The organism is Stenotrophomonas sp. YJH_SMC_81, assembly GCF_059370875.1.
Map to the genome: position 1 here is coordinate 92,509 of NZ_JCAFUB010000010.1, position 26,374 is coordinate 118,882.

A 26,374-nucleotide genomic window follows, 5' to 3' on the forward strand; every position below is an offset into this window, starting at 1 on the left:
ACGCGCTGCCCCTATTTCATGCCGCAGCGTTTACCCCAGCCGCGGCGCGGGGTTCTGCATTTCCTGCGCCTGCGCCTCAACCTGCTGCTGCACACCCAACCCCAACTTCTGCATCGACTGCTCCACCGGCGTCTGCGCTGCCAGAGCCGTCGGCATCATCGCGCGCAGGTGCGCCGGATTGGCCGGGTCGCCCTGCACCACGAAGATGTTGTGTCCGGCCGGGTGCTGGGCCGTGGCGTTGCTGACCAGCACGTGGTCGACCTGTTGCAGGCCCTGCTCGCGGGCGAGCACGGTCAGGCTGGCGGTCAGGCGTTCGCTGGTCTGGTCGAACGCACGGCCATGCTGGGCGTCTAGTGCGGCCACGCCCTGACGGATCTGCTGGTTGAGGCCGTAGTCGGGGTGGTTGGGGGTGATCTCTGCCATGGCGATCAAACGGTAGCGGTGGGTCGGGGTGAACCCCGCCAGTATAGATCCGGCCGGTGAAGGGCGCCGGAAAGGTCAGTTCGCCGGCCGATGGTCATAGCTGATCACCCGTTCGGCCAGCCAGTTCCCGTCCACGCGGCGCCAGACCTGGATGAAGCGGGCCTGGCCGGTCCAGCGTTCCACGCCGTCCTTGCCGCGCTCGTAAAAGCGGTGGTCGCCGATTTCGAGCGCCCGCTCATCGTGCAGCGGAAACACCTGCAGCGAAGATTCCACCAGCTCGCGGCGCAGCTGCCAGCCACCCTCGCGCGCGCTGCTGCACAGGTTGGCCACGCTGTGGCGGAAGTCCTCGCGGCTGCTGGCCGACTTGCCATCCTTGTCATGGAAGAACTCCATGTCGTCGGTCGTCATCGCGGCGGCCTTGTCGGCATCGCAGGCCTCGAAGGCCGCAGCGAAGAGCTGGGTATCGGCGTGGCGGATCTGCACGCGCAGGGTGTCGGCGGGCGCTGGCGTGGCAACGAGGCCGGTGGCCAGCAAGGGCAGGGTGAGCAGCAGCATGGTGAGGCTCCAGGGAGGGTTCACGCAGGCTCGCATGGCGTTTGGGCCACTGCAGCCGGCTTCCGACGAAACGGCCCTGCCACGGAATGAATGCCCATATTGGCGGCCCGGTTCCAGCTTTGAGGCCGTTGCCTGTGCAGGGGATGTCATGAGCGACCGGGATTCCCTCACAGCCGCCACAGGTGACGGCCACTAGCCTGCACTCCTTCCCTTCCACAGGAGCGCCCATGCCTGCTTCCCGCATCCGCCTGCACGTTGAAGACACGGGTGGCGATGGCCGCCCGGTCATCCTGATCCACGGCTGGCCGCTGTCCGCCGATGCCTGGAAGACACAGGTGGCGATCCTGCGCGACGCCCAGTATCGGGTGATCAGCTACGACCGGCGTGGCTTTGGCCGCTCTGACAAGCCGGCCGAAGCTTATGACTACGACACGCTGGCGGCGGACCTGGCGGGGCTGATCGAGGAGCATGACCTGCGCGACGTCACTCTGGTCGGTTTCTCGATGGGCGGCGGCGAGGTGGCGCGCTACGTGTCCAACCATGGCCAGGATCGCGTGCACAGTGTGGTATTCGCGGCCGCTGTGCCACCGTTCCTGCTGCGCAGCGACGACAATCCGGAAGGTCCACTGACGCAGGCCAAGGCCGATGAAATGCGCAGCGGGTTGGAGAAGGACCGCGAAGCGTTCTTCGACGGCTTCACCCGCGACTTCTTCAGCGCCAACGGCCAGTTGATGGTCACCGAGGAGACGCGCCAGGCGGCGATCGCGCTGTGCCATCAATCCGACCAGGCGGCGGCGCTGGGCTGCATGAAGGCGTTTGCTACAACCGATTTCCGGGATGACCTGAAGAAGATCACGGTGCCGACCTTGATCCTGCACGGCGACAGTGACGCCATCGTGCCGTTCGAGGGCTCCGGCCAGCGTACCCACAAGGCCATCAAGGGCAGCGAAGTGGTGATCCTGGAGGGGGCGCCGCACGGCTGCAATACCAGCCATGCCGACCGCTTCAATCTGGCGCTGCTGAACTTCCTGAAGCGGTAAGCTGCGGCGATGCGCGAGCCAAAGACACCCCCGTGGAAGAAGCCCAGGCCCAAAGGGCAGACGTCGCAACCGCTGTCGGATGCGCAGAAGGCGGCGGCACGGCAACGGGCGGAGGAGAACGGGCGGCGGTATCCGAACCTGGTGGACAACATGTGGGCGGCGAAGCTGCCGCGTGGGTCGTGAGCGTTGTCGCCGAGCATGGCCCGGCGACAGGCTTGTTTCAGTTCTATATTAACTGTGAGTCTGTGCTTTATCTGCCGTCAGTGGGCGCTGACTTAAGTCGCTAGCCTCTTCCGGCGTAGCGACTGCTGCCGAGCAAGCACGAGTTGCAACTCGGGGAAGTGCCGATCGCCGCTGGGAGCTGCCACTCCATGCCGCAGGCCGGAAGCCAGCAAAGTCCTCCCGGCGGATGGGGACGCTGCGCATCTCCGTCGGCGTATCGGCGATCCGACAGCCAATCAGGACCTCCGCGCCAATCCTTGAGATCACACTTACCGGCCCTGCGCTGTAAAGGCCGTTGTCGTACGTCGTGACCCAGCATTGGTCGATGATGCCGGCCTCCCGGAGGACGCCGCATCCTCTGGCGGAGAGGATGACGGTTTGGCCTTCCATGCGGCCCAGCTTGAGTGCGGCAAAGCTGAGATCGGCGATATGGTTGAAGGCACCCAGCCCCAAGAGCAGGCTGATCGCGACTACGGTGAGGCCTCCGACCCGGTTCCACGTCTTCTTTCGGCCTGACTGATAGATCACCCAGTTGATGATGGGCACCAGCAGAAGCAGTGCTGAAATGCCCAGTGGCTTGATCTGCGCCTCCGGCGGAGCCAGAAATTCGTAGAGCAACGTTGCGGTCGGAATCACGACCGCGTAGATGCACCACGCGGCAATGGTGAGAATCATTGTCCATGAGAGTCCGCAGTGGCTGAGGAAGCGTCGCCCCTTCAGGGTCTGGGCACTTGCCAGCAGAACCGCCGCCAGCACCAGCGCGACCACGACGTAGACAAGTTCGAATACCAGATGGTCCGACAGGCCGAACAGAAGCACTGCGTGGGTCAGGAAGGCGAGCAGGAAGCCTGCACAGATGGCCAGCAGCGAGAGCGACCAGACGTACCTCCTGCGTTTGGTCAACGACTGCACTGGTAGTGACGAGCCGCAGCAACCGCACTCGCTCATTACGGCTATCCGGCGTGTTGCGTACTGACGCCGGAGCTCGGGACGCTGAGGTCTGCGGATGACCCTGGCCTCGCTCAGCAGATGGAATGCATAGCCCGGGATGAATAGCGGGACCAAGAAATAAACCGCACCGATCACGCTGACGGCCAGCATGGAGGCACCGACGACACCGAGGTCGGTAATCGCTAGTTGCGGCACGTAGTTCATTCTCACGAACTGAAGGATGAGAAGCAAAAGGCTGCCTATGCCTACGATCCAGCCGTGCTTCCTGATGAGCTTGAGTATGAATCCAATGGTCTTTGCGGGTGATTCCGACGTGCTCATCGGGAAGTCCTTTTCGGTATTGATGCCGTGGGTAACTGCTGCCGCGCTTGCAGCTCCACCGAAACATCGGCCCAAAGCAGGGCATCTTTAGCGGAAGGGTCATGGCATCGTCCGTGAAGAAGCGTTCCGCGCCCTCCGTAGCATCGCTTACGGTCGGCGCTGCTACGCTGCGATGGGCATCGTTGTCGCATCCGCCAGCCGACACGTGCGAAGCGCTTGGATAGGATGGCTCGTTGCTGTCATGGATGAACCGATGAGCGCCGCCACTTCCCGAATCCGCCGCATCTGTGGGCAGGGGCCGATCCTGTTGATGCTGCAGTGGGTCGCGCTGCTGTCTGTGGTACTGGCTGCCGGCTTCTTCCATTACCGCGTGGAGCTGTTGCTGGAGCCGGTGACGGTGGCCTGTGGTGGCCCGGACGCGCAGGCGCGATTGAAGGTTGCCGAACAGGTGATGGCGCGTGCGGGCGCACTGGATGACTGGCAACCCCTGGGCTGGATTCCATGGGTAGGCGTGGTGCTGGCGTTGCTGGGGGCCATGGCGGTGTGCGCAAGCCGTGCGCTGTGGCTGCGCGATCGGCTGCGCACGGCGAACGTGGCGCTTATGGTACTGCACGGTGGTGCACTGGCTTTGGCCGGATGGGTGCTGCACCTGTACGAGAATGCGTGGAGCAATGTGGCGCGGCTGTCACCCACGGCGTGCCTGGTGGAGCTGGTGTCGGAGGGTGATGTACCGCTGGAGCAGGCGCAGCGCGTGGTGTTCCACATCCTGACGCGGGTGAACGCGCCACTGCTGCGCAATCCGGATGATCTGGCGCTGGTGTTGACGGTGCTGTTGTTGGCCGCGATGGCCGGCGGCGTTGCCCTGTGGCGCGCGATCGCGTGGGCCCGGGCGGGCTGAGCACGCTCGGCGGCGCGCGGTAATCGCGCTACAGTCGACGCCTCGCCACTCCAGGGAAGACCCGATGCGCTTGTTGCTGCGTGCGTTGCCGTTGTTGCTGTGTTCGCTGGCGGTACACGCCGCCGAGGTGGACCGTCGTATCGCGGTGACCATCGACGATCTGCCATGGGCACGGCTGGACCAGATCGTGCCGCCGGATCTGCAGGCGCGGCACGAAGCGTTGATGGCCCAGCTGCGCGAGGCCGGCGTGCCGGTGGTGGGCTTCGTCAACGAGAACAAGCTTGAGGTGAATGGACAGGTGCAGCCGGCGCGGGTGCAGATGCTGCGCGACTGGCGCGATGCGGGCTATGTGCTGGGCAACCACACGTACTCGCACATGGATCTGAATGCGAAGGGCGTGGCGGCGTTCCAACAGGATTTCCTGCGCGGCGAGACGGCGCTGCGGCCGCTGCTGGCCGAGAAGGGGCAGGCGCCACAGTGGATGCGCCACCCCTACCTGCGCGCCGGGCGCACTACGGATGAGCGCATGCAGATGGATGCGTTCTTCAAGCAGCATGGCTACCGCGTGGCGCCGGTGACGGTGGACAACGGCGAGTGGGTGTGGGCGTTCGCCTATGCCAACGTGATGAACGCGCAGGCGGATTCGCCTGCACGCGAAGCGACGTTGGCGCAGCTGCGCAAGGGCTACGTGCCGTACATGCTGAACAAGCTGGATTACTACGAGAAGCAGTCGCAGGCGCTGCTGGGATACGCGCTGCCGCAGGTGTGGCTGATGCACGCCAATGAGCTCAACGCGGCGACCTTTGCCGAACTGGTGGCGGCCACGAAGCGCCGCGGCTATCGCTTCATCTCACTGGACGAAGCGATGCGTGACCCGGCGTATGCGCGGGGTGCCGAAGGCTACAACGGCCGCTATGGCCCGAGCTGGCTGCATCGCTGGGCGATGGCGGAGAACAAGCCGAAGGTCTTCTACGCCGGCGAACCGGAGGTGCCGGCGTGGGTGATGAAGCTGGCCAAGGTCGACTCGGAGTGAGGCTCAGCGCTTGACGGCCAGCACGCCGTCCAACGCCAGTTCGGCCTTGAAACCGGCCTTTTCCAGGCGTTTGGCCACTTCACGCGGCACGTCGCGGCCGCTGGTCAGCTTGTTCGGCGCGCCCGTGTAATGGAACAGGCGACCGCCCTTGCGGATGACGCGGGCGAGGTGGTCGTAGAACACCTGCGAGTACAGCTCGCCGGCGATGCCGAAGCGCGGCGGGTCGTGCAGGATCGCATCGACGCTGCTGCTGGCCACCTGTTCGATCTGCTGCGAGACGTCACCGTGGCTGAACTGCAGGCGGCCACCGGCGGCAGCAGAGTCTGGATCCGGCGACCACGGGTTGAGCGTGCGCAGCCACATCACATCGGCGTTCTTCTCGAACGAACGGATCTGGCCGACGCCGGCTTCCAGCGCGCAGGCGGCGAAGTAGCCCAGGCCACCGCAGGTATCGAGGATGACCTTGCCGGCCGGGGCAACCAGCTCCACCTTGCGGCGCGCATCCTCGAATGGTGACAGCTTCGAGGTCGGCAGCATCTTGATGCCGTCGATCTCGAAGGTCGGTGCGCCCCATTCGGTGGGCACCAGCTTGATCAGCGAGCCGCTGTAGCGCGAGATCGGCGCGAAGTCCTCGCCATCCCAGTAGTACAGCGTGCGGTCCTTCAGCTTGCCCGGCCACGGGTAGGGCTGGCCCCGGAAGTGGAAGCCGTCCGCATCCAGCGCCACGCTGTCCTGGCTGCGGCCGAGGTCGAGCGAGCCCTGCCAGTCGGCGGCGCCCTTGTCATGGGCACGGCGCAGGGTGTCGGCGCTGTCGCGGGTCAGCAGGGGGCCGGTGTAATGGGGCACGGCGGGTACCGGGGCGGTTCGGGGGAGGGCATGGTACCGCAGGACCTTTGCCAGGATACTGAGATTCCGTAGTGCAGACCCAACCGGTGGAGGGCGTTGGTAGAGATGCAGTTCCCACTGAGGGCGTCATGCCCATAGCGGCACAGAATTCTCTGTGGAAGTCGCGTGACGCTGACGGTTGAAGATCGTAATGATAGGTCAGTACTCCCTCTTCATTTCTGATCAAAAGTTGCTGGATGCATATCATGTTCCCAGAACTGTCAGGGGCCAATGTGCTGCGGATGACCACTGGTGTCCCTTGGAGGCTGTAGTCCGCGCTCAGTTGGCCTGGGATGCACGAGCCTGATACGCAAATCAGGGATTGAGCGATCGTAGCGATCATTGGGAATCGGGTCATGTACCTAAGCAGTGAGGGTGGCTTGGTCACCCTCACTGCTAGGTCAAAAGGTTTTGGTATCAGTTGGCTCTGATGGAACCACGATCACTGGCGCAGGCGCGCGGTACACAACCTTCCATCAGCGTATTCATCGTCTGCGGGGAATGAGCAAAGCAGAGGACTCGTGCAGTGTGATTTCCCACCGTGTTTGGCGGGTAATACTCGCTATAGAAGGTCCGGCACCTTCCGTTGTCTATTTGCGCGCTACCCTGGATGTTCCCACTGACTGAGCTGTTGAATCTTACGGTTCCGTAGGAAACGAAGTTCTGGCCAGCTGATACCTGTCCATTTGGTGCATAGGCGATTACATAGTCAGTACTCTTTGCGTCGCTAGCACTGTTCGAATCGATGCTTGAGCAATGCCATGCAGCGCTTCCTGGCCCCACTGTGATGGACTCGCCCTTGGCAGGGTTCATTCCAAGATCTGCGCAGGAAGCCTCGTGATACTGCTTCGTCGCTTCCGTTTGATCGTCGTAGCGATATACATATTGTCCCTTCGAGTTGCGGGTGAGGGACTGCTCCACACTGATCGTCCCCCCAATGAAGTCGGGCCATTCTGCGCTGCGAACGATTTTTTCCGGGATCTTTGCTTCGTCTGCGGTTTGTCCGACAGCTGGATTCCCGTCTCCTGCCTGCACGGATGCAGAGGCGATGAACATGATGATGGCTAGCTGCAATTTCACTTGGGCCTCTCAAAATCTGGGTGAGGCTTCATCTTCGCTACTTGCCCAATGGTGCTTTTGGTTGCATTACGCAGTTCTTTGGATTTCAAACATTTCTCAAAAGTCTGTGTCGCTAATCGCACTTCACCGCATACACCGGCCCGGCCCCGATCAGCATCAACGCCATGTAGTCGCTGTCGCTGGCCTTGCCCTTCAGCGTCGCGCCCTTGTTGAAGTGGAAGATGCCGAAACCGCCGGCCATTTGGATCAACGCACTGTCGATCTGCTCGGCGTCGTCGCGGAAGTAGCGGCTGATCTCGCTGGAAGTGGCCTTGTGCAGGGCATTGGGTTCGCGCTGCCACTGGTCGCCACGGCTGAAGGAAACGAAGTACTGGCCACCTTCCTTGTCGATGCGGAAGTCGGCGGGTTTGCGCGCGCTGGTGGCGAAGCAGCCCTGCAGCGGGTCGGTGGAAAACGGAAGCCCGGCGTCACCGCTGCAGGCGGCGGTCAGCAGCAGGAGGGCACCGGGCAGCAGCAGGCGGAGCGTGCGCATGGGATGTCCCTACAGGGCAGGTGCGGCTAGTGTAGGCAGCATGCGGGCGCGGTCCGTACAGAAATTCGGCAAGGACACAGGGGTTTTCGGATGGCGCAGGGCAAGGCACCGTGGTGCGGCGTGGCCAGTTGGCTGGGTATTGCAGTGGGGTGGGGGGCAGGCACCGTGGCGGCACAGGCGGCGGTCGCTGCGGGTGGCAATGGCATGGCCGCAGGGCTGGGCGTGGGCGTGCTGGGTGCGGCGCTGGTGGGCGGCGGCCTGGCCGTAGCATCGCGCGTGCGCGGTGAGCGCTGGCCGTGGATCGGCATCGGCGGTGCAGTGCTGAGTGCGCTGCCGCTGCTGATGTACCTGCTGCGGATGATGCTGAAGCTCTGACTGTAGAGCCGAGCCCGTGCTCGGCTGATGGCCTGCGACAGCCGAGCATGGCTCGGCTCTACAGATTCGACCGCAGTCGCGCAGGATCAGCTGCGGTGGATCTCCACCGTTACGTGCACCAGCTCTTCATGGATGGCCAGCGCGTTGCGCACGGTATCGGCATCCAGCGTGGCGTCACTGGTGACCACGCTGGCGCTGACCGCGTACTTGCCGCGACCCACCTGCCAGACGTGCAGGTCGGCCAGGCGCGCCGGCCACGGGCCCTGTTCGATCACCTCGCGTACTTCGGCCACCACCGGCGCGTCCATCTGCGCGTCGAGCAGGATGCGGCCGCTGTCGCGCAGCAGGCCGATCGCCCACACCGTGACCAGCACGGCGCCGACCAGGCCCATCACCGGGTCCAGCCAGGTCAGGCCCAGCAGCTTGCCGCCGAGCAGGGCGATGATGGCCAGCACCGAGGTGGCGGCGTCGGCCAGCACGTGGACGTAGGCCGAGCGCAGGTTGAGGTCGTGACCGTGCGCATGGGTGTGATCGTGGTTGTGGCCGTGGTGATGGCCATGGTCATGCCCGTGGTGGTGATGCGCGTGGCCCGGGCTGTCGTGCAGCCACCAGGCGCACAGCAGGTTCACGCCCAGCCCGACCGCAGCGATGGCGATGGCTTCGTTGTAGTGGATCGGTGCCGGTACCCACAGCCGCTCCAGCGATTGCACCGCCATCAGCGCGGCGACGCCAAGCAGGGCGATGGCACTGGTATAGCCGGCCAGGATCTCGATCTTCCAGGTGCCGAAGGCGAAGCGCGGGTCGTGCGCGTAGCGGCGTGCGCAGCGGTAGGCGAACACTGCCAGGCCCAGCGCGAGTGCGTGCGAACTCATGTGCCAGCCGTCGGCGAGCACGGCCATGGAGTTGAACCACCAGCCGCCGACAATTTCCACCAGCATCATGCCGACGGTGAGCCACAGGGCGCGGCGGGTATTGCGTTCGGCCAGCGGGTTGCCGTCGTCGAAGCGGTGTTCGTGGCGACGGGCGGCGGCGAGGGCATCCAGGTGCATGGAAAGACCAGAGGGTGGAAGGATACCCTCATAGGGTATACGATGCGCCCATGGCCCATGTACACACGAATCGAAAGCAGCTGCTGACCCGGGTACGCCGCATCGGCGGCCAGGTGGCGGCGTTGGAGCAGGCGCTGGACAGGCCGGAGGGTGAGGCCGGCGACTGTGCGGACGTGCTGGTTCAGGTTGCCGCCGTGCGCGGTGCCGCCCACAGCCTGCTGATGGAGCTGCTGCACGAGCATCTGCAGGAACATGTGGTCGGTGCCGAAGACCCGCAGCAGCGGGCGGCCGAGGCCGAGGTGCTGGTCGAACTGCTGCGCCGCTACGGCAAATAGCAAGGGTAGTGCCGGTGCCGCGCGTTCCAGATATGCGTGGCGGCCAGCAGCAGGCTGCCGGTGACGGTCATCGGTGTTTCCCAGTCGTGCGAGGGCAACGCCAGCGCGCCGGCCAGCAGCAGGCCAAGCCCGGAGCCGGCGGTGGCCCAGGCCAGCACCGGCAACGGATGGCGGCGCTCCGCCCGCCATAGTGCATACCCGGTCAGCGGCAGGGCGATGGCCACGAACAGCAGGTGGACCCATTCCGCTTCGGCCCAGCTGCCGAACAGCGGCAGTGCGGCGGCAAGCAGGGGCAGTGCCAGGCAGTGCAGCAGGCACAGGCTGGACAGGGCAACCGCGCCGGCATCGAGCAGGGCGGCAGACGGTGATTTCATCGGGGGAGGTTCCTTGCGCTGCAATTGTTATACAGTAACATTTCCGTTCCGCAGCCAACCTGCTCCGACATGAACACTGTTTCCCGCGCCGACCGTCGCCTTCCGGTCACCGTGCTGTCCGGCTTCCTCGGGGCCGGCAAGACCACCCTGCTCAACCAGATCCTGCGTAACCGCCAGGGCCTGCGTGTGGCCGTCATCGTCAACGACATGAGCGAGGTCAACATCGATGCACAGCTGGTGCGCGAGGGCGGCGCCGAACTGCGCCGCACCGAAGAGACGCTGGTGGAATTCAGCAATGGCTGCATCTGCTGCACCCTGCGCGATGACCTGTTGCAGGAAGTGCGGCGCCTGGCCGACGCCGGTCGCTATGACTACCTGCTGATCGAGTCGACCGGCATCGGCGAGCCGATGCCGGTGGCGGCCACGTTCGCGGTGCGCGACGAGCAGGGCTTCAGCCTGAGTGACATCGCGCGCCTGGACACAATGGTGACGGTGGTGGATGGCGGCGCATTCCTTGCCGACTTCGGCTCGACGTTGCGCCTGGCCGAGCGCGGCCAGCAGGCCGGGCCGGATGACGACCGCGGCGTGGTCGACCTGCTGTGCGAGCAGGTCGAGTTCGCCGATGTGATCGTGGTCAGCAAGGTCGACCAGGTGGATGACGACGTGCTGCAGGACACGCTGGCCGTGCTGCGCGGCCTGAACCGCGACGCGAAGCTGCTGCTGTCCCGCTTCGGTGATGTTCCCCTGGCGGAGCTGCTGGACACCGGCCGCTTCGACTACGAGCGTGCGCAACGTGCGCCGGGTTGGGTAAAGGAACTGCGTGGCGAGCACACGCCCGAAACCGAGGAGTACGGCATCGCCAGCTTCGTCTATCGCTCGCGGCGACCGTTCCATCCCGCGCGCTTCGCCCGCGCGCTGCAGTCGGGGATGCCCGGCGTGATCCGCAGCAAGGGCTGGTTCTGGCTGGCCAATCGCATGGACTGGGTGGGTGAGCTGAACACCGTGGGCGCCGCGACGCGGACGCAGGCGGCGGGGTTCTGGTACGCCGCGCGTGATCGCGTGCGGGCTGGGCTGGAGGACACCGCGCCACTGCTGCCGCCCACGCCGCTGCCCTACAGCGACCTGGGCTGGGCGCGGCAGCAGGCTGACTGCTGGAGCGCACCGTTGCCGGGTCTGGAAGACTTCCCGGATGCAGCCGCGCATTCGGCGATGCAGCGGCTGTGGCACCCGCTGTGGGGCGACCGCCGCCAGGAGCTGGTGGTGATTGGCGTGCACATGGATGAGCGCACGGTGCGTGCGGAGCTGGACGCGTGCCTGCTCAACGACCAGGAACTGCGTGCGGGGCCGCTGCTGTGGCAACAGTTGCCGCAGGCATTCCCGGTATGGAAGCGGTGACGGTGCACTGAGGATCTACGGATTGCCGGCCAGCGGCCGGCACTACCCTTGGTCGATAGGCCATGCATGCATCCACGCATGGCCTATCCTGTAGAGCCGAGCCGACGCTCGGCTGCTGCAGTAGGTCCACGCATGGCGTGGATCTACAAGGCGTCACGCCACTGCCACCCCCCGGTGCCCACCTGCAGCACGTGGGTCGGCCGCAACGCCTGCAGCAGGTGCCGGTCGTGGCTGACCATCAGCAGCGCGCCCGGCCATGCCGCCAGCAGTTCTTCCAGTGCCTGCAACGCGCTCAGATCCAGCGCGTTGCCCGGCTCGTCCAGCAGCAACAGCTGCGGTGCGGGATCGGCATACAGCACGCTGGCCAGCGCGCCTTTCACCCGTTCACCATCGCTGAGGCTGTGGGCTGCACGCTGGATGCGCTGTGCGTCCAGCCCGAGCAGGGCCAGCCGTGTGCGCAGTTCACCCGCATCCGCCACCGGGTTGGCGGCCTGCACGGTGTCAAGGATGCTGCGTTCGTCGGACAATCCCAGCAGCTGCTGGTCGAGCAGCGCCAGTGGTGCATGACGCTGCACGGTGCCACTGCGTGCAGGCAGCTGGCCGGCCAGCACGCGCAGGAGCGTGGACTTGCCACTACCGTTGTCACCGACCACGGCGATGCGCTGGCCGCGGCGGATCTCCAATTGCAACGGTGCACTGCAACCCTGCGGCAGCACCAGCGACTCCGCCTGCAGCAGACGTGCGTTGCCGCGTTCACCGTCACCGGCGAACAGCGCCAGCTCCGGCGCGGCGTGAACTGCCGAAGCCGCTGCGCGCAGCTGGTCGGCGCTGGCCTGCAGACGATCGGCCTGTACCTGTTGCGCGCGCCCGTGGCTGGCCTCTGCACGCTGTTTCTGCCGGCCAAGCAGGATCGGTGCCTGGTTGGCCTGCTTCGCATCGCGATTGCCACGTGCCTGGCGCTGCTGCTGGCGTTCGTGCTGCTCGCGCGCGCTGCGCTGTTGCTGCCGGTGCTGGGCGCGGGCGTGGTCGAGCTGTGCGGCGGCCGCTTCGCGTTCGGCGGCCCGCGCGTCGGCGTAGTGCTGCCACGGCCCGCCATAGCGATGCAGCCCGCGCGCGTCGAGCTCGACGATCTGCTGCATCTGCGCCAGCAGCTCGCGATCATGGCTGATCACCAGCAGGCCGCCGCGCCACTGCTGCAACCGTTCGTACAACTGTTGGCGATGGCGGCCATCGAGGTGGTTGCTGGGTTCGTCCAGGATCAGCCAATCGGCGCCGCTGGCCCAGGCGCCGGACAGCGCCACCTGCATGGCCTGGCCGCCACTGAGCCGCGCGGCGGGTTGGGCGGGATCGAGATCGTCGGGCAGGCGGAGCGCCTGCCATTGCTGCTGCAGGCGCTCGCGCAGATCCCAATGGTCGCCGACGCAGGCGAAGTCGGCCTCATCCACGCTGCCGGCTTCGATGCGTTGCAGTGCGGCGAGTTCCGCGCCGACGCCGGCCAGTTCACCGACCGTGCCGGCGGGTGGATAGCCGGGCGTCGGCAACAGGAACACGCGGCCGCTGCTGCGCACCTGCCCGTTCTCTGGCCGCACCCGACCGGCCAGCAGGCGTGCGAGCACGCTCTTGCCGGTGCCATTGGCACCGACCAGGCCGGTGGCGACCGGATCGAAGGAAAACGAAAGATCGGAAAACAGCGGGCGGCCGTCGGCCAGCCGATACGACACGCGATCGAGCGTGAGGGAATGTGTGGTCATGCGACCTCCATGGATGCCGGGTTCTCCCCTGCGCGCAGGGGCGGGAAGAGTCAGGCCGTCTGTTGGGAAGACGGCGGCATCAATGGCGCATTGGTCGCGAGCCTCTGGGAGGAATGAGCGGCCAGTATAGCGGGGTTGGCTGAATGGTTTGATGGCTCTGCACTACAAGAGCATCCACGCATGGCGTGGATCTACTGTGGGCCGGGCATGGGTGGATTTCTCGCGGCTACGGCACGGTGTCCAGGCGGGCGCCGACGAAGTCGATGAACACCCGCAGCTTCGGCAGTACGTGTCGGCCCGACGGCCACAGCAGGTGGAAGGTGCCGCAGGAGTGCACATGATCCTCCAGCACGGTGACCAGGCGGCCGTCGGCCAGCGCTTCGCGCACCGAGTGCACCGGCACGAAGGCCAGGCCGGTACCGCGCAGCGCCAGCGCCACCCGCGCCTCGATGGTGTTGGCCACCATGTGCACCGGCAGCTCCTGCGGTGTTTCGTGGTCGGGCCAGTGGATCGGCCACGGCTCCAGCTTGCCGGTGCTGGGGAAGCGGTAGTGCAGCAACGTGTGCTGCAACAGGTCGGCCGGCGTGCGTGGAACGCCGCGACGCTGCAGGTAGCCCGGCGAGGCGACGACACGCCGCGGGAACACCCCCAGCCGGCGCGCGTTCATCCGCGAGTCGCTGGGTTCGCCAACGCGCAGCACCGCATCGAAACCTTCCTCGATGACATCGACCAGCCGGTCGCTGAAATCCAGGTCGAGGCGGATGTCCGGATACGCGGCCATGAATTCGGCCATCAACGGCAGGGTGAGGTCACCTACCAGCGGCAGGCTGATCCGCAGCGTGCCGCTCGGTGCAGCGTGCGGTTGCGCCAGTTCGGTGCGCGCGGCATCGCGTTCGTCGAGGATGCGCCGGCAGCGCACCAGGAACAGCTGGCCCTCGGCGGTGAGGGTGATGCTGCGCGTGCTGCGGTGGAACAGGCGCACGCCCAGTGCGTGCTCCAGCCGCGCAACGCACTTGCCGGCGGCCGAGGCCGAGATGCCCTGCAGGCGCCCGGTCTCGACGAAGCTGCGGGTGTCGGCGGCGTGGACGAAGGTCTGCAGGTTGGCGAGGTTGTCTAGGACTGACATGGGCGTACCGGCAATGAAAACGGCAGGGTAGGGGCGGGTGATCGCGACACGCGGCGCGGCCGTCGCAACACTGTGGTGCGGGGCCTCGGGCAGCCCTTGCGGCGTTCCAGTTCCGGGCATCATGCCGATTGCGGACTGCACGGTCCATGATGCCCGGAGCGGCAACCGGCTTTTTGCGCCGCGTCGTGCTGCCTAACGTGGCGGGCCTCTCCCCACGGATACCGCGATGAATGCCGCTCTTTCCCTTGAACCTGCACCGACGCTGCCTTCGGTGCAGCGGCTGCTGCAGCAGGTCCACCCGCTGCGCCTGGTCGGTGCGGTGGTGCTGGTGCGCGAGCACGGCGTGCTGCGCCATGCCAGCGCGACCGGGCTGGCCGATCGCGAGTCGGCCAGGCCGATGCAGCGCGATCAGCTGTTCCGGCTGGCATCGGTCAGCAAGCCGTTGCTGGCCACGGTGATCCTGCGCCTGGTGGCCGAAGGCGTGCTCGACCTCGACACACCGGTGCAGCGCTGGCTGCCGGACTTCCGCCCGGCGCTGGCCGATGGCCGCACGCCGCCGATCAGCCTGCGCCAGCTGCTCAGCCACAGCAGCGGGCTGGGCTATCGCTTCCTGGAGGCGGATGCGGTGGGGCCCTACGCGCGCGCTGGCGTCAGCGATGGCATGGACGCCAACCCGCTTTCCCTGGCCGAGAACGTACGCCGGATCGCGCAGGCGGCACTGCTGTTCGAGCCGGGCAGCCAGTGGCTGTACTCGTCGGGCGTGGACGTGGCCGGTGCGGTGGCCGAAGCCGCGACCGGTGAAACGCTGCAGGCGCTGTTCCAGCGTCTGCTGGCTGCCCCGTTGCGCCTGCGCGATACCGCGTTCGCCACGCGCGATGCCGCACGACTGGCCACGCCGTATGTGAGCGACACGCCGCGGCCGCATCGCCTGCAGGAAGGGGAGGTGGTCGCGCCGTTCGAGGGCACGGTGGGCATCGAGTACAGCCTTGCGCGTGCCCTCGATGCAAGCCGTTTCGCTTCGGCCGGCGCCGGCCTGGTGGGTACTGCCGATGAAGTGATGGCGGTGTTGGAGGCGCTGCGTGACGTGCAGCGCTCTGGCCTGTTGCCACCCGCGCTGGCGGAGGAGATGGCCAGCCCGCAGGTGGGCGAACAGGGGCCGCCGGAACCGGCCGGCTGGGGCTTCGGGCTGGGCTTTGCGGTACTGCGCGACGCCGCCGCCAGCGGCACACCACAGCGCGAAGGCACCTGGCGCTGGGGCGGTGCCTACGGGCACAGCTGGTTCGTCGACCCGTCGCGTGGGCTGAGCGTGGTGGCGCTGACCAACACGCTGTACGAAGGCATGGATGGCGCCTTTGTCGATGAACTGCGCGACGCGGTCTATGCCGACCTGGAGACCACGCGATGAGCGGCCATGCCATCGATGCCGCCAGTCCGGCCGGCGAGGCCACGCGCCTGCCGTGGGCGGGCCTGCTTGCCTTGGCCGGCGGCGGCTTCATCACCCTGTTGACCGAGACCCTGCCGGCGGGTGTGCTGCGGCCGATGGGCGAAAGCCTGGGCGTGAGTGATGCGGCGGTCGGCCAGCTGGTGAGCGTGTATGCGCTGGGTTCGGTGATGGCCGCACTGCCGATGACCGCGCTGACCCAGCGCCTGCCACGGCGTCCGCTGCTGCTGGCGGCCATCGCTGGCTTCGTGGTGGTCAATACGCTGACGGCGTTGAGCAGCAGTTACGCGCTGATCCTGGCTGCGCGCTTCCTGGCCGGCGTGAGCGGTGGCCTGCTGTGGTCGCTGGTGGCCGGTTATGCCGCGCGCATGGTGGTGCCGTCGCTGCAGGGACGGGCCATCGCGGTCGCGATGGTCGGTTCGCCGCTGGCGCTGTCGCTGGGGGTGCCGGCAGGGACGCTGCTGGGCCAGCAGATCGGCTGGCGCTGGGCGTTCGCGCTGATGAGCGTGCTGGGTCTGCTGCTGCTGGCCTACGCGCGCTGGGCGTTGCCTGCGCTGCCGGCCGCTGGGGCCGGGCAACGCACTTCGCTGGCGACCGTGTGGCGCCTGCCCGGTGTACGCAGTGCGCTGCTGGTGATGGCGCTGTACGTGCTGGCGCACAACGTGCTCTACACCTACATCGAGCCGCTGGCGGTCGATGCGGGTGCCGGTGCATGGCTGGACCGGCTGCTGCTGGCCTTCGGCATGGCGGCGATTGCCGGCATCGCGATTGCCGGCTGGGGCGTGGATCGCCACCTGCATGCGCTGGTGTGGGCGGCGGTGATCGGCTTCATCGTGCCGGTGCTGGCCTTGCTGGTGTGGCCCGGCATGGCGAGCGCACTGCTGCTGGCGACGATCCTGTGGGGCGTGGCGTTCGGCGCCGTGCCGACCCTGTTCCAGACCGCCTTGGCACGGCGCGCCGGGGCCGCTGCGGACCTGGCGCAGTCGATGCTGGTGACCGGCTGGAACCTGGCCATTGCGGCCGGCGGCGTGGCAGGCGGCGTGCTGCTGCAGGCCAGCGGCCCACGCCAGCTGGGATGGCTGCCGTTGCTGTTGCTGGCGGTGACCGCCGCGTGGTTGCTGGCACGGCCGAAGGCGTGGGCGTAGGCGCAGGCCAAACGTTACGGAGGGGGCGGCCAGCGGCCGGCACTACCGTGGTCCACGCCATCCACGCATGGCGTGGATCTACCGAGGGCAGCGACCCCCGTTTGCCTTTGCTTTCGCTTTCTTCCGTTGATTCCGTGGCGGGACGCCGCCGCAATGTGCCCGTGGCCGGGTGGGTGGGTTGGGCAGGAGGCCCAACCCCGGTCTTGCCCACCCGCCCCACCTGATGGATCCACCGGGCGCGATCCGCCACGAGGGGCTCCGCCGTTCGCCGTCCTACTCCACTCCCTCACGCTCGATCGGCACGCTGCGCGGGTTCTGCATGTGTTCGCGTGCAGCGCCGTACTGCTGCTGCCGCTTCTGATGGAAGGCGACGAACTCATCGCGCGGCAGCGGCCGCGAGAACAGCCAGCCCTGTCCGAATTCCACATGCCGGCTGTGCAGGTAGGCCAGCTGCGCTTCGGTTTCCACGCCCTCGGCCACCACCCACAGGCCCAGCTCCTTGGCCATGTCGATGATGTGCGGCGTGACCGGGCTGGTGGCGCTTTCGGTGCCGATCGCATCGATGAATGATTTGTCGATCTTCAGTGCATCCAGTGGCAGCTGCTGCAGGTATTGCAGGCTGGAGAAGCCGACGCCGAAATCATCGATGGCCACGCTGTGGCCGGCGCGGCGGGCGGCGGCGAGCATGGTGCGCGCGCGGTCCAGATCGAGGAAGCCACGTTCGGTGGCCTCCATCCAGATCTGCTGCGGCAGGATGCCGCTGCCGGCCATGTGCCGGGAGATCATCTTCAGGGCGCGACCGCTGCTGATGTCTTCGGCGGCGAGGTTGATCGCGATGTGCGCGCTGCGGTCGGCGACCAGCAGCTCGCGCATGTCGCGCACCACGTTCTCGATCACCAGGTCGGTGACGTCGGCGATCATGCCGGCCTCTTCGGCCAGCGGAATGAACAGGTCAGGGCGCACCTGGGTGCCATCCGGGCGTTGCCAGCGTACCAGCGCCTCGGCGCCGACGCAGATGCCGGTGTCCAGTTCGATGATCGGCTGATAATGCAGGTACAGCTCGCGGCGGCGGATGGCGGTAGCCAGTTCGCCGCGCAGGGAAAGGCGGCGCCGCGACAGCCAGATCACCAGCCCGGCGCCGGCGGCGGCCAGCAGCAGGCCCACCGGCACGTACAGCCAGGCCTGTTGGCGGAAGGCCGCAGCGAGCGCGGTGCGCGGTGTAGTGGCGACGGCCAGCCATTCCTCGTTGCGCGCGGTAGCGAACAGCGTGGTGTGGTCCAGGCCTTCGCCCGGGTCGCGCAGCAGTGCCTGCAGCAGGTCCGGATCCAGGCCGGGCTGTTTGGCCAGCAGGCGTCCGTCGGGGCTGGCCAGTGCCAGCCGCACATTCGGGTCGGCGATGACATCGACGAAGCGGCGTGGGTCCACCAGAGCGTCGTAGGACCCATACAGGATCGCCAGCACCTGGCGTCGCCCGCTGATTTCCGGGCGCACGTCCACTGCGATGCCGGCGCCGTCGCTGGTGACGTGGTCCGGCCTGGGCTGATCCACATCCGACAGGAACGGCCCCCAGGAGGTGCAGCGCAGCTTGCCTCCTTCGAAGTAGCCCATCTGGTCAATCGATGGGGTGGTCATCACCAGGGTCTGCATGCGCCGGATGTGCTCGGGGCTGCAGGACACGTAGGCACCGGCTTCGGCGGATTTCAGCGCCGCCAGCGCCTCCTGGTAGGACAGGTCGGAGCGGCGCAGGGTGCGATCGGCGATGTCGCGCAGGCGCTGCTGTTCGACGCTGACCGCGCGGTCCCAGGTGGCGTAGGCCATGACCGCGATCGGCACCGCAGCGGCCAGCAGGGCCAGTGCGGTACCGCCGATGATGACGCGCAGGCGGCTCATGGCCGGGGCTCCAGCGGGGCGGGCGGGGCAGGGCGCATGGTCGGGCCGGTCCTTGGGCAGATGCGGCTATCTCAGCATGGCACCGGGCCGGGCGGAATGGGATCAATACGGTATTCGGTCACATTGTGGTGAAAGCGGCCTGCTTTGACGCAATGGGGCCGTCTGGCGCTGGCGCTCGGCGTCGCGGAGGACTACCGTCGAACGCTTCGCCCGCCCCTTCCCGCGCCCATGACCGAGCCCGCCACGCCCCCCGAGCACCTGCGCCGCAGCCTGTCCAACCGCCACCTGCAACTGATCGCCATCGGCGGTGCCATCGGCACCGGCCTGTTCATGGGCTCGGGCAAGACCATCAGCCTGGCCGGCCCGTCCATCATCTTCGTCTACCTGATCATCGGCGCGATGCTGTTCTTCGTGATGCGTGCGATGGGCGAGCTGCTGCTGTCCAACCTGCAGTACAAATCCTTCATCGATTTCTCCACCGACCTGCTCGGCCCGTGGGCCGGGTTCTTCTGCGGATGGACCTACTGGTTCTGCTGGATCGTCACCGCCATTGCCGACGTGATCGCGATTGCCGCCTACGCACAGTTCTGGTTCCCGGGGCTTGAAGCCTGGAAACCGGCGCTGGCCTGCGTGATGCTGCTGCTGGCGTTGAACCTGGTGACGGTGAAGCTGTTCGGTGAAATGGAATTTTGGTTCGCGCTGATCAAGATCGTGGCGATCTGTGCGCTGATCATCACCGGCGCCGGTCTGGTGGCGTGGGGCTTCACCTCGCCGAGCGGCCACACCGCGTCGCTGTCGAACCTGTGGAATGACGGCGGCATGTTCCCGATGGGCCTGGTCGGTTTTTTTGCTGGATTCCAGATTGCGGTGTTCGCCTTCGTCGGCATCGAGCTGGTCGGCACCACCGCCGCCGAAACCGCCGACCCCGAGCGCAACCTGCCCAAGGCAATCAACTCGATCCCGGTGCGCATCATCATCTTCTATGTGCTGGCGCTGATCGCGATCATGGCGGTCACCCCGTGGCGGCAGGTGGTGCCGGACAAGAGCCCGTTCGTGCAGCTGTTCGTGCTGGCCGGCATTCCCGCCGCGGCCAGCCTGATCAATTTCGTGGTGCTGACCTCGGCCACGTCCTCGGCCAACAGTGGCATCTTCTCCACCAGCCGCATGCTGTACGGCCTGGCCGAAGAGGGCCACGCTCCGCGCGGGCTGTCGAAGTTGTCGCGCGCTGCGGTGCCGGCCCGTGGCCTGCTGTTCTCGTGCCTGTGCCTGCTGGGCGGCACGCTGCTGATCTACCTGATTCCGAACCTGGTGACCGCCTTCACCCTGGTGACGACGCTGGCGACGGTGCTGTTCATCTTCGTCTGGTCGCTGATCCTGGTGGCCTACATGGCCTATCGCCGTCGCTACCCGGAGCGCCACGCTGCCTCGATCTTCAAGATGCCCGGCGGCGTCGCCATGTGCTGGGCCTGCCTGGTGTTCTTCGCCGCCGTGCTGGTGCTGCTGAGCCTGCAGGTCGACACCCGCCAGGCGCTGATCGCCAGCCCGGTGTGGTTCGTGCTGCTGGGCGCGGGGTATTGGGTGCGCCGGAAGGCCGCGAAGTGATCCAACGTCTCCGTTCCATCGATTGATCCATCGTCTCTACAGAGTTTCATCCACGCAGGGCGTGGATCTACTGTCAGCCGCAGGAAATCGGCCGCTGCCGTTGCCGTTGAGGTTGCCGGCCAGCGGCCGGCACTACCGCGGGTGCAGGGCGCAGCCCTGCCGACCCCCGTTCACCCGACATTCGCGGGCGCGGCCGGATCATCCGGCCGCCATGTCCCATCGACCTCTCCTGCTTGTACTGGTGCTGCTGCCCACCCTGTGGCCCGGGATGGCTGCCGCGCGCACGGTCTATCGCTGCGTGCAGGGCAACACCGTCAGCCTGGCCACCGCACCGGAGCCGGGATCGCGGTGCACGCCGAAGGAGATCGACGACAACGCCATCCAGGCCCCGAACCTGTGGGGCAACATGGGCGTGTTCAGTGGTGTGCTGTACGAGCGCGAGCAGGACGGCGTGCTGGTCTATTCCACCCGCAACCTGCCCGGCTCGCGGGTATTCCTGAAGTTCACCGTGGCCACGCCGCCGGGCGAGCCTGCACACGAGGGCCTGGGCAAGGTCGGCACGCCGCAGCTCGCGCAGCACGCCAGGCAGTTCAAGGCCGCGGCCAAAGCTACCGGCGTCGACGATGCCTGGCTGCGTGCGATCGCCCATGCCGAAAGCAATTTCGATCCGCTGGCGGTCTCGACCAAGGGCGCACAGGGCGTGATGCAGTTGATGCCGGAGACCGCACAGGAATATGGCGTGCGCGATCCATTCTCGCCACAGCAGTCGATCGAGGGCGGCGCGCGCTACATGCGCGCGCTGCTGCGCCGTTACAACGGCGATCGCCCGTTGGCGGCGGCTGCCTACAACGCGGGCATCGGTGCGGTCACCCGCTACAAGGGCGTGCCGCCCTACGCCGAAACCCTGGCCTATGTGGACAAGGTGATGGCGCTGTATGCGCGCTACCGCGAAGCGATGGGCATCCGCACCGAAGTGCCAGCCCGCTAGCGGACGGTGCTGCCTGCACGTGGCGTTGTAGAGCCGAGCCAATGCTCGGCTGCGCCAATTGCAGCCGAGCATCGGCTCGCTCTACACAAAAGCCGCTCAGCGCGACGTGGAAGTGCTGACCAGGTCGTAGCGCTCGATGCGGCCGACGCGTGCCACCTCGGCCTGCACGTCGGCACGCTGCTTGAGTGCACGCCACGCGGCATCGATGCGCACATCGCCCGGCAATGACGGATAGGTGCGCATGTCCTGCAGGCTGGCCAGGGTTTCACCGCGTTCAACCGGCGAGCGCAGCTGTTCGATCAGCACGGCGGCGGCACCGTCCAGGTCGCCTTCTTCCAGCAGCATTTCGCGGTGGAACAGGCGGGCATCGTCGCGCTGGGCCAGGATCACCGCGCGTGCTGCATCGCGCGCCTTGGCATCACCGCGCTCGCGGGCCGCGGCGAACTGCAGCAGCGCCTGTGCGGCCTTGCCGTAACCGGCGAGGCCCGGCATGTCATTCACTGCCTGCGCAGCGTCCTGCATGCTTCCCAGCGAACTGAACACGAAGCCGACATTCATCTGGTGCTCGACACCATCCGGGCCGAGCGCGCCGATGCGGGCGGCCTGCTTCGCCGTGGCCAGTGCCTCATCGGTGCGGCCCAGCCGGCGCAGTGCGGTGAGCCGGCTGTTGAGCAGCCAGGCCACCCACTCCGCTTCTGTGGCGGCAGGCGATTCGCCGTTGCTGGCGGCAGCGGCCATGCCCTCGGTCAACGACAGCACTTCCTCGTTGCGGTCCAGCATCAGCAAGGTGGTGCTGAACTCGGCCATGCGCGCGTCCAGTGCGCGGTCGAGCAGGCCGGAAACACGTAGTTCATCGAGGTGGCGCTGTGCCGCCTGCACTGGATCGAAACGCGCGTCACCGCGATCGACATAGCGATCGAAGCGCTTGTCGCTGCGCAGGCGGATGATCTCGGCCGGGCTGTCGATGCGCGCCAGCGTGGCCGGAATGCTGTCGCCACGGCCGTAGTCGGCCTGCAGCGTGGCCAGCGCCAGCCACAGCCCGGTGGGTTCCAGGCCGCCACTCTTCCAGCCGTTGTCAAACAGCGCCTGCAGCAGGTCCATGCGCTTCTGTGGCTGGTCACGCAGGCGGTACTGCAGGTAGTTGACCGCGTGGTGATCGATCGGCAGCGGCGCGTCGGCGTGCTGCAGTGCCTTCACCAGCAAGGTGGTGGCTGCGGCCGGCTGGTTGTCCGACAGTTCCACTGACACCAGGGTGAGCAGGATCTGTGCATCCTCCGGCAGGGCCTCCTGCGCCCGCTGCAGGTAGCGGCGGGCCTGATCCGGCTTCTTCTGCATCAGAGCGGTCCAGCCGGCGACCTGCGAGGCGCGGCCGCGACGCTCGGCATCGAAGTCGTCCAGCAACGGATCCTCCATCAGCCGCTCCATGCTGATCAGTGCACCCAGCGTATTGCCGCCGCGTGCCTGCTGGATGGCTTCATCCCAGCGCGTGGCGTACGCTGCGTGTACTGCATCGGCGGTGGCCGATGGCTTCTGCGGGGCCACCGTGATCGAAGCGGAGGCGGGCGCACTGGCCAATGCGGCCAGCAGCAGTGCGGTGAGGGGGAGAGCGCGGGGCATGGAGAATCTCCATCCGTGGGAACCGCATTGAACCTGCTACGGCCAGCGAGGACAAGCACGACGAAGCGAATCCTGGCCTTCAGCCGCATGATCGGCCGTGGCGGATCGCACGCGCAGCGTCTATTGTCGGTGCCTCTTCAAGCAGCAGGCAGAGGCAGCGCAACACGATGGCACGGTGGCAATGGATGGCGGCTGGGGTGGCGTTGGCAACGGCGGTGGGCTTGGCTGCAACCTGGTGGGACACCCCGCTGAAAACGCTGGCCGGCCCTGCCGGCCCGGTGCCCACGCCCTTGGCCTGGACCGCGCAGATCGAGCCGCTGGCGGGTGATGGCCACCCCGGTGACCGCGACGGTGCGTCCGCGCAGGCGCGCTTCGCCGACCCGTATGCACTGCTGCGCGGCACCGATGGCAGTGTCTATTTCACCGATGCCGGTGACAACAACCGGATCCGCCGCCGCCTGCCCGATGGCCGCGTTGAAACCGTGGCCGGGCAGGGTGAGGGCCGTGTCGATGGCCCTGCGCTGCAGGCCAGCTTCAATACGCCCTCGGGCATTGCCGGCGATGCGCAGGGCAACCTGTACGTGGCCGACACCGGCAACCATGCGATCCGCCGCATCGGCACCGATGGCCAGGTGACCACGTTGGCCGGTGGCGAACAGGGCCACGCCGACGGCCCGGCCACGCAGGCGCGCTTCGATGCACCGATGGGCGTTGCGGTGGACGCGCAGGGCCAGGTCTACGTGGCGGACACGTTCAATGACCGCATCCGGGTGATCGGTACCGATGGCAGTGTGCGCACCCTGGCTGGTGGTGATCGGCCAGGCTTTGCCGATGGCGTGGGCGCCGCTGCGCGTTTCGATACGCCAGTGGCGCTGGCCTTCGACGCGCAGGGTGCCTTGCTGGTGGCCGATCTGTTCAACAACGCCGTGCGCCGGGTGGGGGCCGATGGCACGGTCAGCACCGTGGTCGCCGCCGGTGGCGTGATCAATGGGCCGCTGTCGCTGGCCACCACCCACGACGGCGTGCTGTACGTGGGTGATCTGGATGGCCGCATCGTGCAGGTGACGCCGCAGGGCCACCAGATCGCGCTGGTCGGCAATGGTCGCCTGCCGCGCCTGGCCCGCCCCAGTGGATTGGCGATGGATGCCGATGGCAGCGTGCTGGTGGCCGACGCCGCAGGCTACCGCCTGCATCGCCTGCGCCCGCTGCCGGTGGGCGAACTGCCGGCGCCGGCACTGGTCGGCCCGGCCGCCGATGCCGCGTTGCCGAAGACGGGGGGCCGTTGGCCGCTCGCACCGCAGGACGGCTGGCACGAAGTGGTCGGCACCCTGGGCGAAGTGCGCGGCAACTTCAGCGGTGAGAGCCGCCACCACCTGCATGGCGGCTTCGACGTGCGCGGTGATGTGGGCCAGACCGTGCTGGCGATTGCCGATGGCAAGATCAGCAGCCCGGTGGCGGCCTGGAACCTGGGCGAGCAGGCCGAGGGCCTTGCGGTGGACCGCCTCAAGTACATCCACATGCGCGTCGGCCGCACCCCGCGCGATGTGCCGTTCGACGCGCGCTGGCAGGCGCTGTACGACGAGCAGGGCAAGCTGCAGCGGATGCGCGTGCGCCGTGGCATGCGCATCCACGTGGGTGACCGCCTGGGCAGCATCAACAACCAGGCGCACGTGCACCTGGCGGTGGGCACCGGTGGTTTCGAGACCAATGCGGTGGCGCTTGGCTTCCATAACTACGCCGATCACTTCGCACCGCGCATCACTGATGTAGCACTGCTGGACGACAACGACCAGCCGATGGCCGCAGGCAGCGATGGCGTGGTGATGGTTGCGCGGCAGGGGCGTGGCGTGCAGATCGTGGTGGAGGCCTGGGACCAGGTCGACAACAATCTGCCACGACGCCGCCTGGGCATGTACCAGGTGGGTTACCAGATCCTCGATGCTACGGGACAACCGCTGCAGGGCTACGAGCAGCCGCGCTGGAACATCGTGTTCAACCGCATGCCGCCGCAGCGGGAAGCAGTGCGCGTGGCCTACGCACCGGACAGCGGCATCACCGTGCATGGCAGCGCGGTGACCCGGTTCCGCTACCTGGCCACCAACACCGTGCGTGATGGCCTGATGGAAACCGGACGCTGGCAGCCGGCGGCGTTGCCGCCGGGCGAGTACGTCGTGCGCGCCAGCGTGCGCGACTACAGCGGCAACGAAGGCGTCGGTCCGCGCGAGATCAGGGTACGGCTGCTGCCATAGCCGCAGCCGGGGCGCCGCAGCGTTCGCGCTCGGCGTCCATGTCTTCCAGCGGCCGCACTTCGATGCTGCCGAAGCGTGCCCACGGGAAATCGCGGGCGATGCGCATGGCGTCGTCGCGGTCGCGCGCTACGATCAGGTTGAAGCCGGCCAGCAGTTCGCGGGTCTCGGCGAAGGGGCCATCCAGTACGCGGCTGTGGCCATCCCGCACGCGCAGGGTCTGCGCGGTGTCGACCGGCTGCAGCTTCTGTGCGGCCAGCAGCGTGCCTTCGGCCTGCAGTTTGTCGGCGTGGGCCAGGCAGTCGCGCATCAGCGCGTTGAATTCTTCGGTGGGCAGGGCCTGCAGCAGGGCAGGCTCGATGTAGATCAGAAGCAGGTACTGCTGCATGGCACGGTCCTGGCGGGGGCGGGGGTCCATGATCGCGCAGGATTGCGCACGGGCATGTTGCAGCGCAGAAGCGCGCCTTCGGCGGGGATCGGCGAACGGCGGAGCCCCTCCGTGGTGGGGGTGGGGTTGGTCGCTGAAAGCGGGTTTCCTGAGGGTGGGCCGGGCGGGTGGGATTGGCGGGGACGCCGTGAATCCGTCCCTGGAGGCTTAGCCGCGCCATCCATGGCGCGGATACCCCGCCAACCCCACCCGCCCGGCCCCAGACAGATTCCGGCGGCCGATCCACCACGGGAAATCAACAAGCAAGAGCAAAAGCGGGTCGCTTCGCTCGCAAAGCCGAGCCCGCCAGCCAACCGCCATTGCTTTTGCTGTTGCTGTTGCTGTTGCTGTTGCTGTTGCCTTTTCTCTTGATCTTCCCGTGGTGGGTACCGGAGGCAGGAAACTGTCCAGGGCCGGGTGGGTAGGCGGGGCGGGGGTGTCCGCGGCATGGGCCCGAGGCATGCCTCGGGCGGGTTGGGCACGATGCCCAACCCCGGTCTTGCCGTGTGCGCAGGACAGCGCACACGAGCAAGCCGCGGCCAAGCCCCCATGGTGAAGTGACCCCCGGGAGTTGGACATCAGATCCAACCCCGAGGGATACATGAACAGATACGACGCGCGTTTCAAACTGCAGGTCGCCAAAGAGGCCTGCAAGACCTCCACATCGGTCAAA

24 protein-coding genes are annotated in these 26,374 nt (G+C 67.0%); 11 read left to right on the plus strand and 13 right to left on the minus strand.

Translation table 11 applies throughout. The annotated features are described in order from the left end of the window. Positions 1-30: 30 nt before the first annotated feature. Positions 31-423, minus strand: coding sequence for an XVIPCD domain-containing protein (locus tag AC5P8U_RS17235; RefSeq protein WP_447897003.1), 393 nt, complete (start codon positions 421-423; stop codon positions 31-33). Between the two features lie 75 nt (positions 424-498). Then, positions 499-978, minus strand: coding sequence for a nuclear transport factor 2 family protein (locus AC5P8U_RS17240; protein ID WP_088496196.1), 480 nt, complete (start codon positions 976-978; stop codon positions 499-501). Positions 979-1,205: 227 nt separating this feature from the next. Between AC5P8U_RS17240 and AC5P8U_RS17245 the strand changes: the two genes are divergently transcribed. Then, the gene (locus AC5P8U_RS17245; protein ID WP_088496195.1) at positions 1,206-2,018 is read left to right on the plus strand and encodes an alpha/beta fold hydrolase; all 813 of its coding nucleotides are present in this window, start codon (positions 1,206-1,208) and stop codon (positions 2,016-2,018) included. Positions 2,019-2,249: 231 nt separating this feature from the next. Here the strand turns inward: AC5P8U_RS17245 and AC5P8U_RS17250 are convergent, their stop codons facing one another. Then, a complete protein-coding gene (locus tag AC5P8U_RS17250) occupies positions 2,250-3,512 on the minus strand; it encodes a hypothetical protein (RefSeq protein ID WP_088496193.1) in 1,263 nt (420 codons plus the stop codon). A gap of 253 nt (positions 3,513-3,765) precedes the next feature. On the opposite strand from AC5P8U_RS17250, the gene AC5P8U_RS17255 reads away from it, so the two are divergent. After that, positions 3,766-4,410 carry a hypothetical protein gene (locus tag AC5P8U_RS17255; protein ID WP_334271506.1) on the plus strand — a complete coding sequence of 215 codons (645 nt, stop codon included), beginning with the start codon at positions 3,766-3,768 and terminating at the stop codon, positions 4,408-4,410. Positions 4,411-4,474: 64 nt separating this feature from the next. Continuing rightward, a complete protein-coding gene (locus tag AC5P8U_RS17260; protein WP_438915107.1) occupies positions 4,475-5,443 on the plus strand; it encodes a polysaccharide deacetylase family protein in 969 nt (322 codons plus the stop codon). A 3-nt stretch (positions 5,444-5,446) separates the two neighbouring features. On the opposite strand, the gene AC5P8U_RS17265 is transcribed toward AC5P8U_RS17260, so the two are convergent. From AC5P8U_RS17265 to AC5P8U_RS17275, 3 genes are all read right to left on the minus strand, one after another. Beyond that, positions 5,447-6,289, minus strand: a complete 843-nt coding sequence (locus tag AC5P8U_RS17265) for a class I SAM-dependent methyltransferase (protein WP_353761476.1) — start codon at positions 6,287-6,289, stop codon at positions 5,447-5,449. Between the two features lie 456 nt (positions 6,290-6,745). Further along, complete coding sequence (locus AC5P8U_RS17270; RefSeq protein ID WP_143592482.1) at positions 6,746-7,384, minus strand: hypothetical protein; 639 nt, start codon at positions 7,382-7,384, stop codon at positions 6,746-6,748. Between the two features lie 136 nt (positions 7,385-7,520). Next, complete coding sequence (locus tag AC5P8U_RS17275) at positions 7,521-7,940, minus strand: hypothetical protein (RefSeq protein WP_439426559.1); 420 nt, start codon at positions 7,938-7,940, stop codon at positions 7,521-7,523. A gap of 90 nt (positions 7,941-8,030) precedes the next feature. Between AC5P8U_RS17275 and AC5P8U_RS17280 the strand changes: the two genes are divergently transcribed. After that, the gene (locus AC5P8U_RS17280; protein WP_005415073.1) at positions 8,031-8,315 is read left to right on the plus strand and encodes a hypothetical protein; all 285 of its coding nucleotides are present in this window, start codon (positions 8,031-8,033) and stop codon (positions 8,313-8,315) included. Positions 8,316-8,401: 86 nt separating this feature from the next. Here AC5P8U_RS17280 and dmeF read toward each other — a convergent pair whose 3' ends face one another. After that, entirely contained in the window at positions 8,402-9,364 is a 963-nt protein-coding gene (gene dmeF, locus AC5P8U_RS17285) for a CDF family Co(II)/Ni(II) efflux transporter DmeF (protein WP_447897002.1), read from the minus strand. A gap of 50 nt (positions 9,365-9,414) precedes the next feature. On the opposite strand from dmeF, the gene AC5P8U_RS17290 reads away from it, so the two are divergent. Beyond that, positions 9,415-9,699 (plus strand): metal-sensing transcriptional repressor, encoded by a 285-nt coding sequence (locus AC5P8U_RS17290; RefSeq protein ID WP_088496190.1) that lies wholly within the window; start codon positions 9,415-9,417, stop codon positions 9,697-9,699. On the opposite strand, the gene AC5P8U_RS17295 is transcribed toward AC5P8U_RS17290, so the two are convergent. After that, on the minus strand, positions 9,687-10,073 hold the full coding sequence (locus AC5P8U_RS17295) for a MerC domain-containing protein (protein ID WP_088496189.1): 387 nt from the start codon (positions 10,071-10,073) through the stop codon (positions 9,687-9,689). The two genes, AC5P8U_RS17290 and AC5P8U_RS17295, sit on opposite strands and share 13 nt — an antisense overlap. Before the next feature lie 69 nt (positions 10,074-10,142). On the opposite strand from AC5P8U_RS17295, the gene AC5P8U_RS17300 reads away from it, so the two are divergent. Continuing rightward, positions 10,143-11,468 carry a GTP-binding protein gene (locus AC5P8U_RS17300; protein WP_447897001.1) on the plus strand — a complete coding sequence of 442 codons (1,326 nt, stop codon included), beginning with the start codon at positions 10,143-10,145 and terminating at the stop codon, positions 11,466-11,468. Between the two features lie 143 nt (positions 11,469-11,611). Here AC5P8U_RS17300 and AC5P8U_RS17305 read toward each other — a convergent pair whose 3' ends face one another. Both AC5P8U_RS17305 and AC5P8U_RS17310 read right to left on the minus strand, forming a co-directional pair. Then, on the minus strand, positions 11,612-13,219 hold the full coding sequence (locus tag AC5P8U_RS17305) for an ATP-binding cassette domain-containing protein (RefSeq protein ID WP_447897000.1): 1,608 nt from the start codon (positions 13,217-13,219) through the stop codon (positions 11,612-11,614). A 226-nt stretch (positions 13,220-13,445) separates the two neighbouring features. Beyond that, positions 13,446-14,345 carry a LysR family transcriptional regulator gene (locus tag AC5P8U_RS17310; protein ID WP_088496186.1) on the minus strand — a complete coding sequence of 300 codons (900 nt, stop codon included), beginning with the start codon at positions 14,343-14,345 and terminating at the stop codon, positions 13,446-13,448. Positions 14,346-14,571: 226 nt separating this feature from the next. Here AC5P8U_RS17310 and AC5P8U_RS17315 point away from each other — a divergent pair, with 226 nt between their 5' ends. Together AC5P8U_RS17315 and AC5P8U_RS17320 are read left to right on the plus strand one after the other, a co-directional pair. Continuing rightward, on the plus strand, positions 14,572-15,750 hold the full coding sequence (locus AC5P8U_RS17315; RefSeq protein ID WP_088496185.1) for a serine hydrolase domain-containing protein: 1,179 nt from the start codon (positions 14,572-14,574) through the stop codon (positions 15,748-15,750). Next, entirely contained in the window at positions 15,747-16,931 is a 1,185-nt protein-coding gene (locus AC5P8U_RS17320) for an MFS transporter (RefSeq protein ID WP_072167713.1), read from the plus strand. The genes AC5P8U_RS17315 and AC5P8U_RS17320 overlap by 4 nt, the downstream gene beginning before the upstream one ends. 273 nt (positions 16,932-17,204) lie before the next feature. On the opposite strand, the gene AC5P8U_RS17325 is transcribed toward AC5P8U_RS17320, so the two are convergent. After that, a complete protein-coding gene (locus AC5P8U_RS17325; protein WP_072167714.1) occupies positions 17,205-18,821 on the minus strand; it encodes an EAL domain-containing protein in 1,617 nt (538 codons plus the stop codon). A 228-nt stretch (positions 18,822-19,049) separates the two neighbouring features. Between AC5P8U_RS17325 and cycA the strand changes: the two genes are divergently transcribed. Both cycA and AC5P8U_RS17335 read left to right on the plus strand, forming a co-directional pair. After that, on the plus strand, positions 19,050-20,423 hold the full coding sequence (gene cycA / locus AC5P8U_RS17330) for a D-serine/D-alanine/glycine transporter (RefSeq protein WP_111200546.1): 1,374 nt from the start codon (positions 19,050-19,052) through the stop codon (positions 20,421-20,423). Between the two features lie 211 nt (positions 20,424-20,634). Continuing rightward, positions 20,635-21,411 (plus strand): lytic transglycosylase domain-containing protein, encoded by a 777-nt coding sequence (locus AC5P8U_RS17335; RefSeq protein ID WP_072167716.1) that lies wholly within the window; start codon positions 20,635-20,637, stop codon positions 21,409-21,411. A gap of 96 nt (positions 21,412-21,507) precedes the next feature. On the opposite strand, the gene AC5P8U_RS17340 is transcribed toward AC5P8U_RS17335, so the two are convergent. After that, on the minus strand, positions 21,508-23,028 hold the full coding sequence (locus tag AC5P8U_RS17340) for a tetratricopeptide repeat protein (protein WP_447896999.1): 1,521 nt from the start codon (positions 23,026-23,028) through the stop codon (positions 21,508-21,510). Between the two features lie 167 nt (positions 23,029-23,195). Here AC5P8U_RS17340 and AC5P8U_RS17345 point away from each other — a divergent pair, with 167 nt between their 5' ends. Further along, positions 23,196-25,277, plus strand: coding sequence for an NHL repeat-containing protein (locus tag AC5P8U_RS17345; RefSeq protein WP_188241590.1), 2,082 nt, complete (start codon positions 23,196-23,198; stop codon positions 25,275-25,277). On the opposite strand, the gene AC5P8U_RS17350 is transcribed toward AC5P8U_RS17345, so the two are convergent. Then, the gene (locus tag AC5P8U_RS17350) at positions 25,255-25,662 is read right to left on the minus strand and encodes a YciI family protein (RefSeq protein WP_049413606.1); all 408 of its coding nucleotides are present in this window, start codon (positions 25,660-25,662) and stop codon (positions 25,255-25,257) included. The genes AC5P8U_RS17345 and AC5P8U_RS17350 overlap by 23 nt on opposite strands. Positions 25,663-26,374: the final 712 nt, after the last annotated feature.

What these genes read in the sequence shown, in the direction of transcription:
- AC5P8U_RS17235 (WP_447897003.1), bottom strand. Translation starts at nt 423, where the DNA reads ATGGCAGAGATCACCCCCAACCACCCCGACTACGGCCTCAACCAGCAG.
- AC5P8U_RS17240 (WP_088496196.1), bottom strand. Translation starts at nt 978, where the DNA reads ATGCTGCTGCTCACCCTGCCCTTGCTGGCCACCGGCCTCGTTGCCACG.
- AC5P8U_RS17245 (WP_088496195.1), top strand. Translation starts at nt 1,206, where the DNA reads ATGCCTGCTTCCCGCATCCGCCTGCACGTTGAAGACACGGGTGGCGAT.
- AC5P8U_RS17250 (WP_088496193.1), bottom strand. Translation starts at nt 3,512, where the DNA reads ATGAGCACGTCGGAATCACCCGCAAAGACCATTGGATTCATACTCAAG.
- AC5P8U_RS17255 (WP_334271506.1), top strand. Translation starts at nt 3,766, where the DNA reads ATGAGCGCCGCCACTTCCCGAATCCGCCGCATCTGTGGGCAGGGGCCG.
- AC5P8U_RS17260 (WP_438915107.1), top strand. Translation starts at nt 4,475, where the DNA reads ATGCGCTTGTTGCTGCGTGCGTTGCCGTTGTTGCTGTGTTCGCTGGCG.
- AC5P8U_RS17270 (WP_143592482.1), bottom strand. Translation starts at nt 7,384, where the DNA reads ATGTTCATCGCCTCTGCATCCGTGCAGGCAGGAGACGGGAATCCAGCT.
- AC5P8U_RS17275 (WP_439426559.1), bottom strand. Translation starts at nt 7,940, where the DNA reads ATGCGCACGCTCCGCCTGCTGCTGCCCGGTGCCCTCCTGCTGCTGACC.
- AC5P8U_RS17280 (WP_005415073.1), top strand. Translation starts at nt 8,031, where the DNA reads ATGGCGCAGGGCAAGGCACCGTGGTGCGGCGTGGCCAGTTGGCTGGGT.
- dmeF (WP_447897002.1), bottom strand. Translation starts at nt 9,364, where the DNA reads ATGCACCTGGATGCCCTCGCCGCCGCCCGTCGCCACGAACACCGCTTC.
- AC5P8U_RS17290 (WP_088496190.1), top strand. Translation starts at nt 9,415, where the DNA reads ATGGCCCATGTACACACGAATCGAAAGCAGCTGCTGACCCGGGTACGC.
- AC5P8U_RS17295 (WP_088496189.1), bottom strand. Translation starts at nt 10,073, where the DNA reads ATGAAATCACCGTCTGCCGCCCTGCTCGATGCCGGCGCGGTTGCCCTG.
- AC5P8U_RS17300 (WP_447897001.1), top strand. Translation starts at nt 10,143, where the DNA reads ATGAACACTGTTTCCCGCGCCGACCGTCGCCTTCCGGTCACCGTGCTG.
- AC5P8U_RS17305 (WP_447897000.1), bottom strand. Translation starts at nt 13,219, where the DNA reads ATGACCACACATTCCCTCACGCTCGATCGCGTGTCGTATCGGCTGGCC.
- AC5P8U_RS17310 (WP_088496186.1), bottom strand. Translation starts at nt 14,345, where the DNA reads ATGTCAGTCCTAGACAACCTCGCCAACCTGCAGACCTTCGTCCACGCC.
- AC5P8U_RS17315 (WP_088496185.1), top strand. Translation starts at nt 14,572, where the DNA reads ATGAATGCCGCTCTTTCCCTTGAACCTGCACCGACGCTGCCTTCGGTG.
- AC5P8U_RS17320 (WP_072167713.1), top strand. Translation starts at nt 15,747, where the DNA reads ATGAGCGGCCATGCCATCGATGCCGCCAGTCCGGCCGGCGAGGCCACG.
- AC5P8U_RS17325 (WP_072167714.1), bottom strand. Translation starts at nt 18,821, where the DNA reads ATGAGCCGCCTGCGCGTCATCATCGGCGGTACCGCACTGGCCCTGCTG.
- cycA (WP_111200546.1), top strand. Translation starts at nt 19,050, where the DNA reads ATGACCGAGCCCGCCACGCCCCCCGAGCACCTGCGCCGCAGCCTGTCC.
- AC5P8U_RS17335 (WP_072167716.1), top strand. Translation starts at nt 20,635, where the DNA reads ATGTCCCATCGACCTCTCCTGCTTGTACTGGTGCTGCTGCCCACCCTG.
- AC5P8U_RS17340 (WP_447896999.1), bottom strand. Translation starts at nt 23,028, where the DNA reads ATGCCCCGCGCTCTCCCCCTCACCGCACTGCTGCTGGCCGCATTGGCC.
- AC5P8U_RS17345 (WP_188241590.1), top strand. Translation starts at nt 23,196, where the DNA reads ATGGCACGGTGGCAATGGATGGCGGCTGGGGTGGCGTTGGCAACGGCG.
- AC5P8U_RS17350 (WP_049413606.1), bottom strand. Translation starts at nt 25,662, where the DNA reads ATGCAGCAGTACCTGCTTCTGATCTACATCGAGCCTGCCCTGCTGCAG.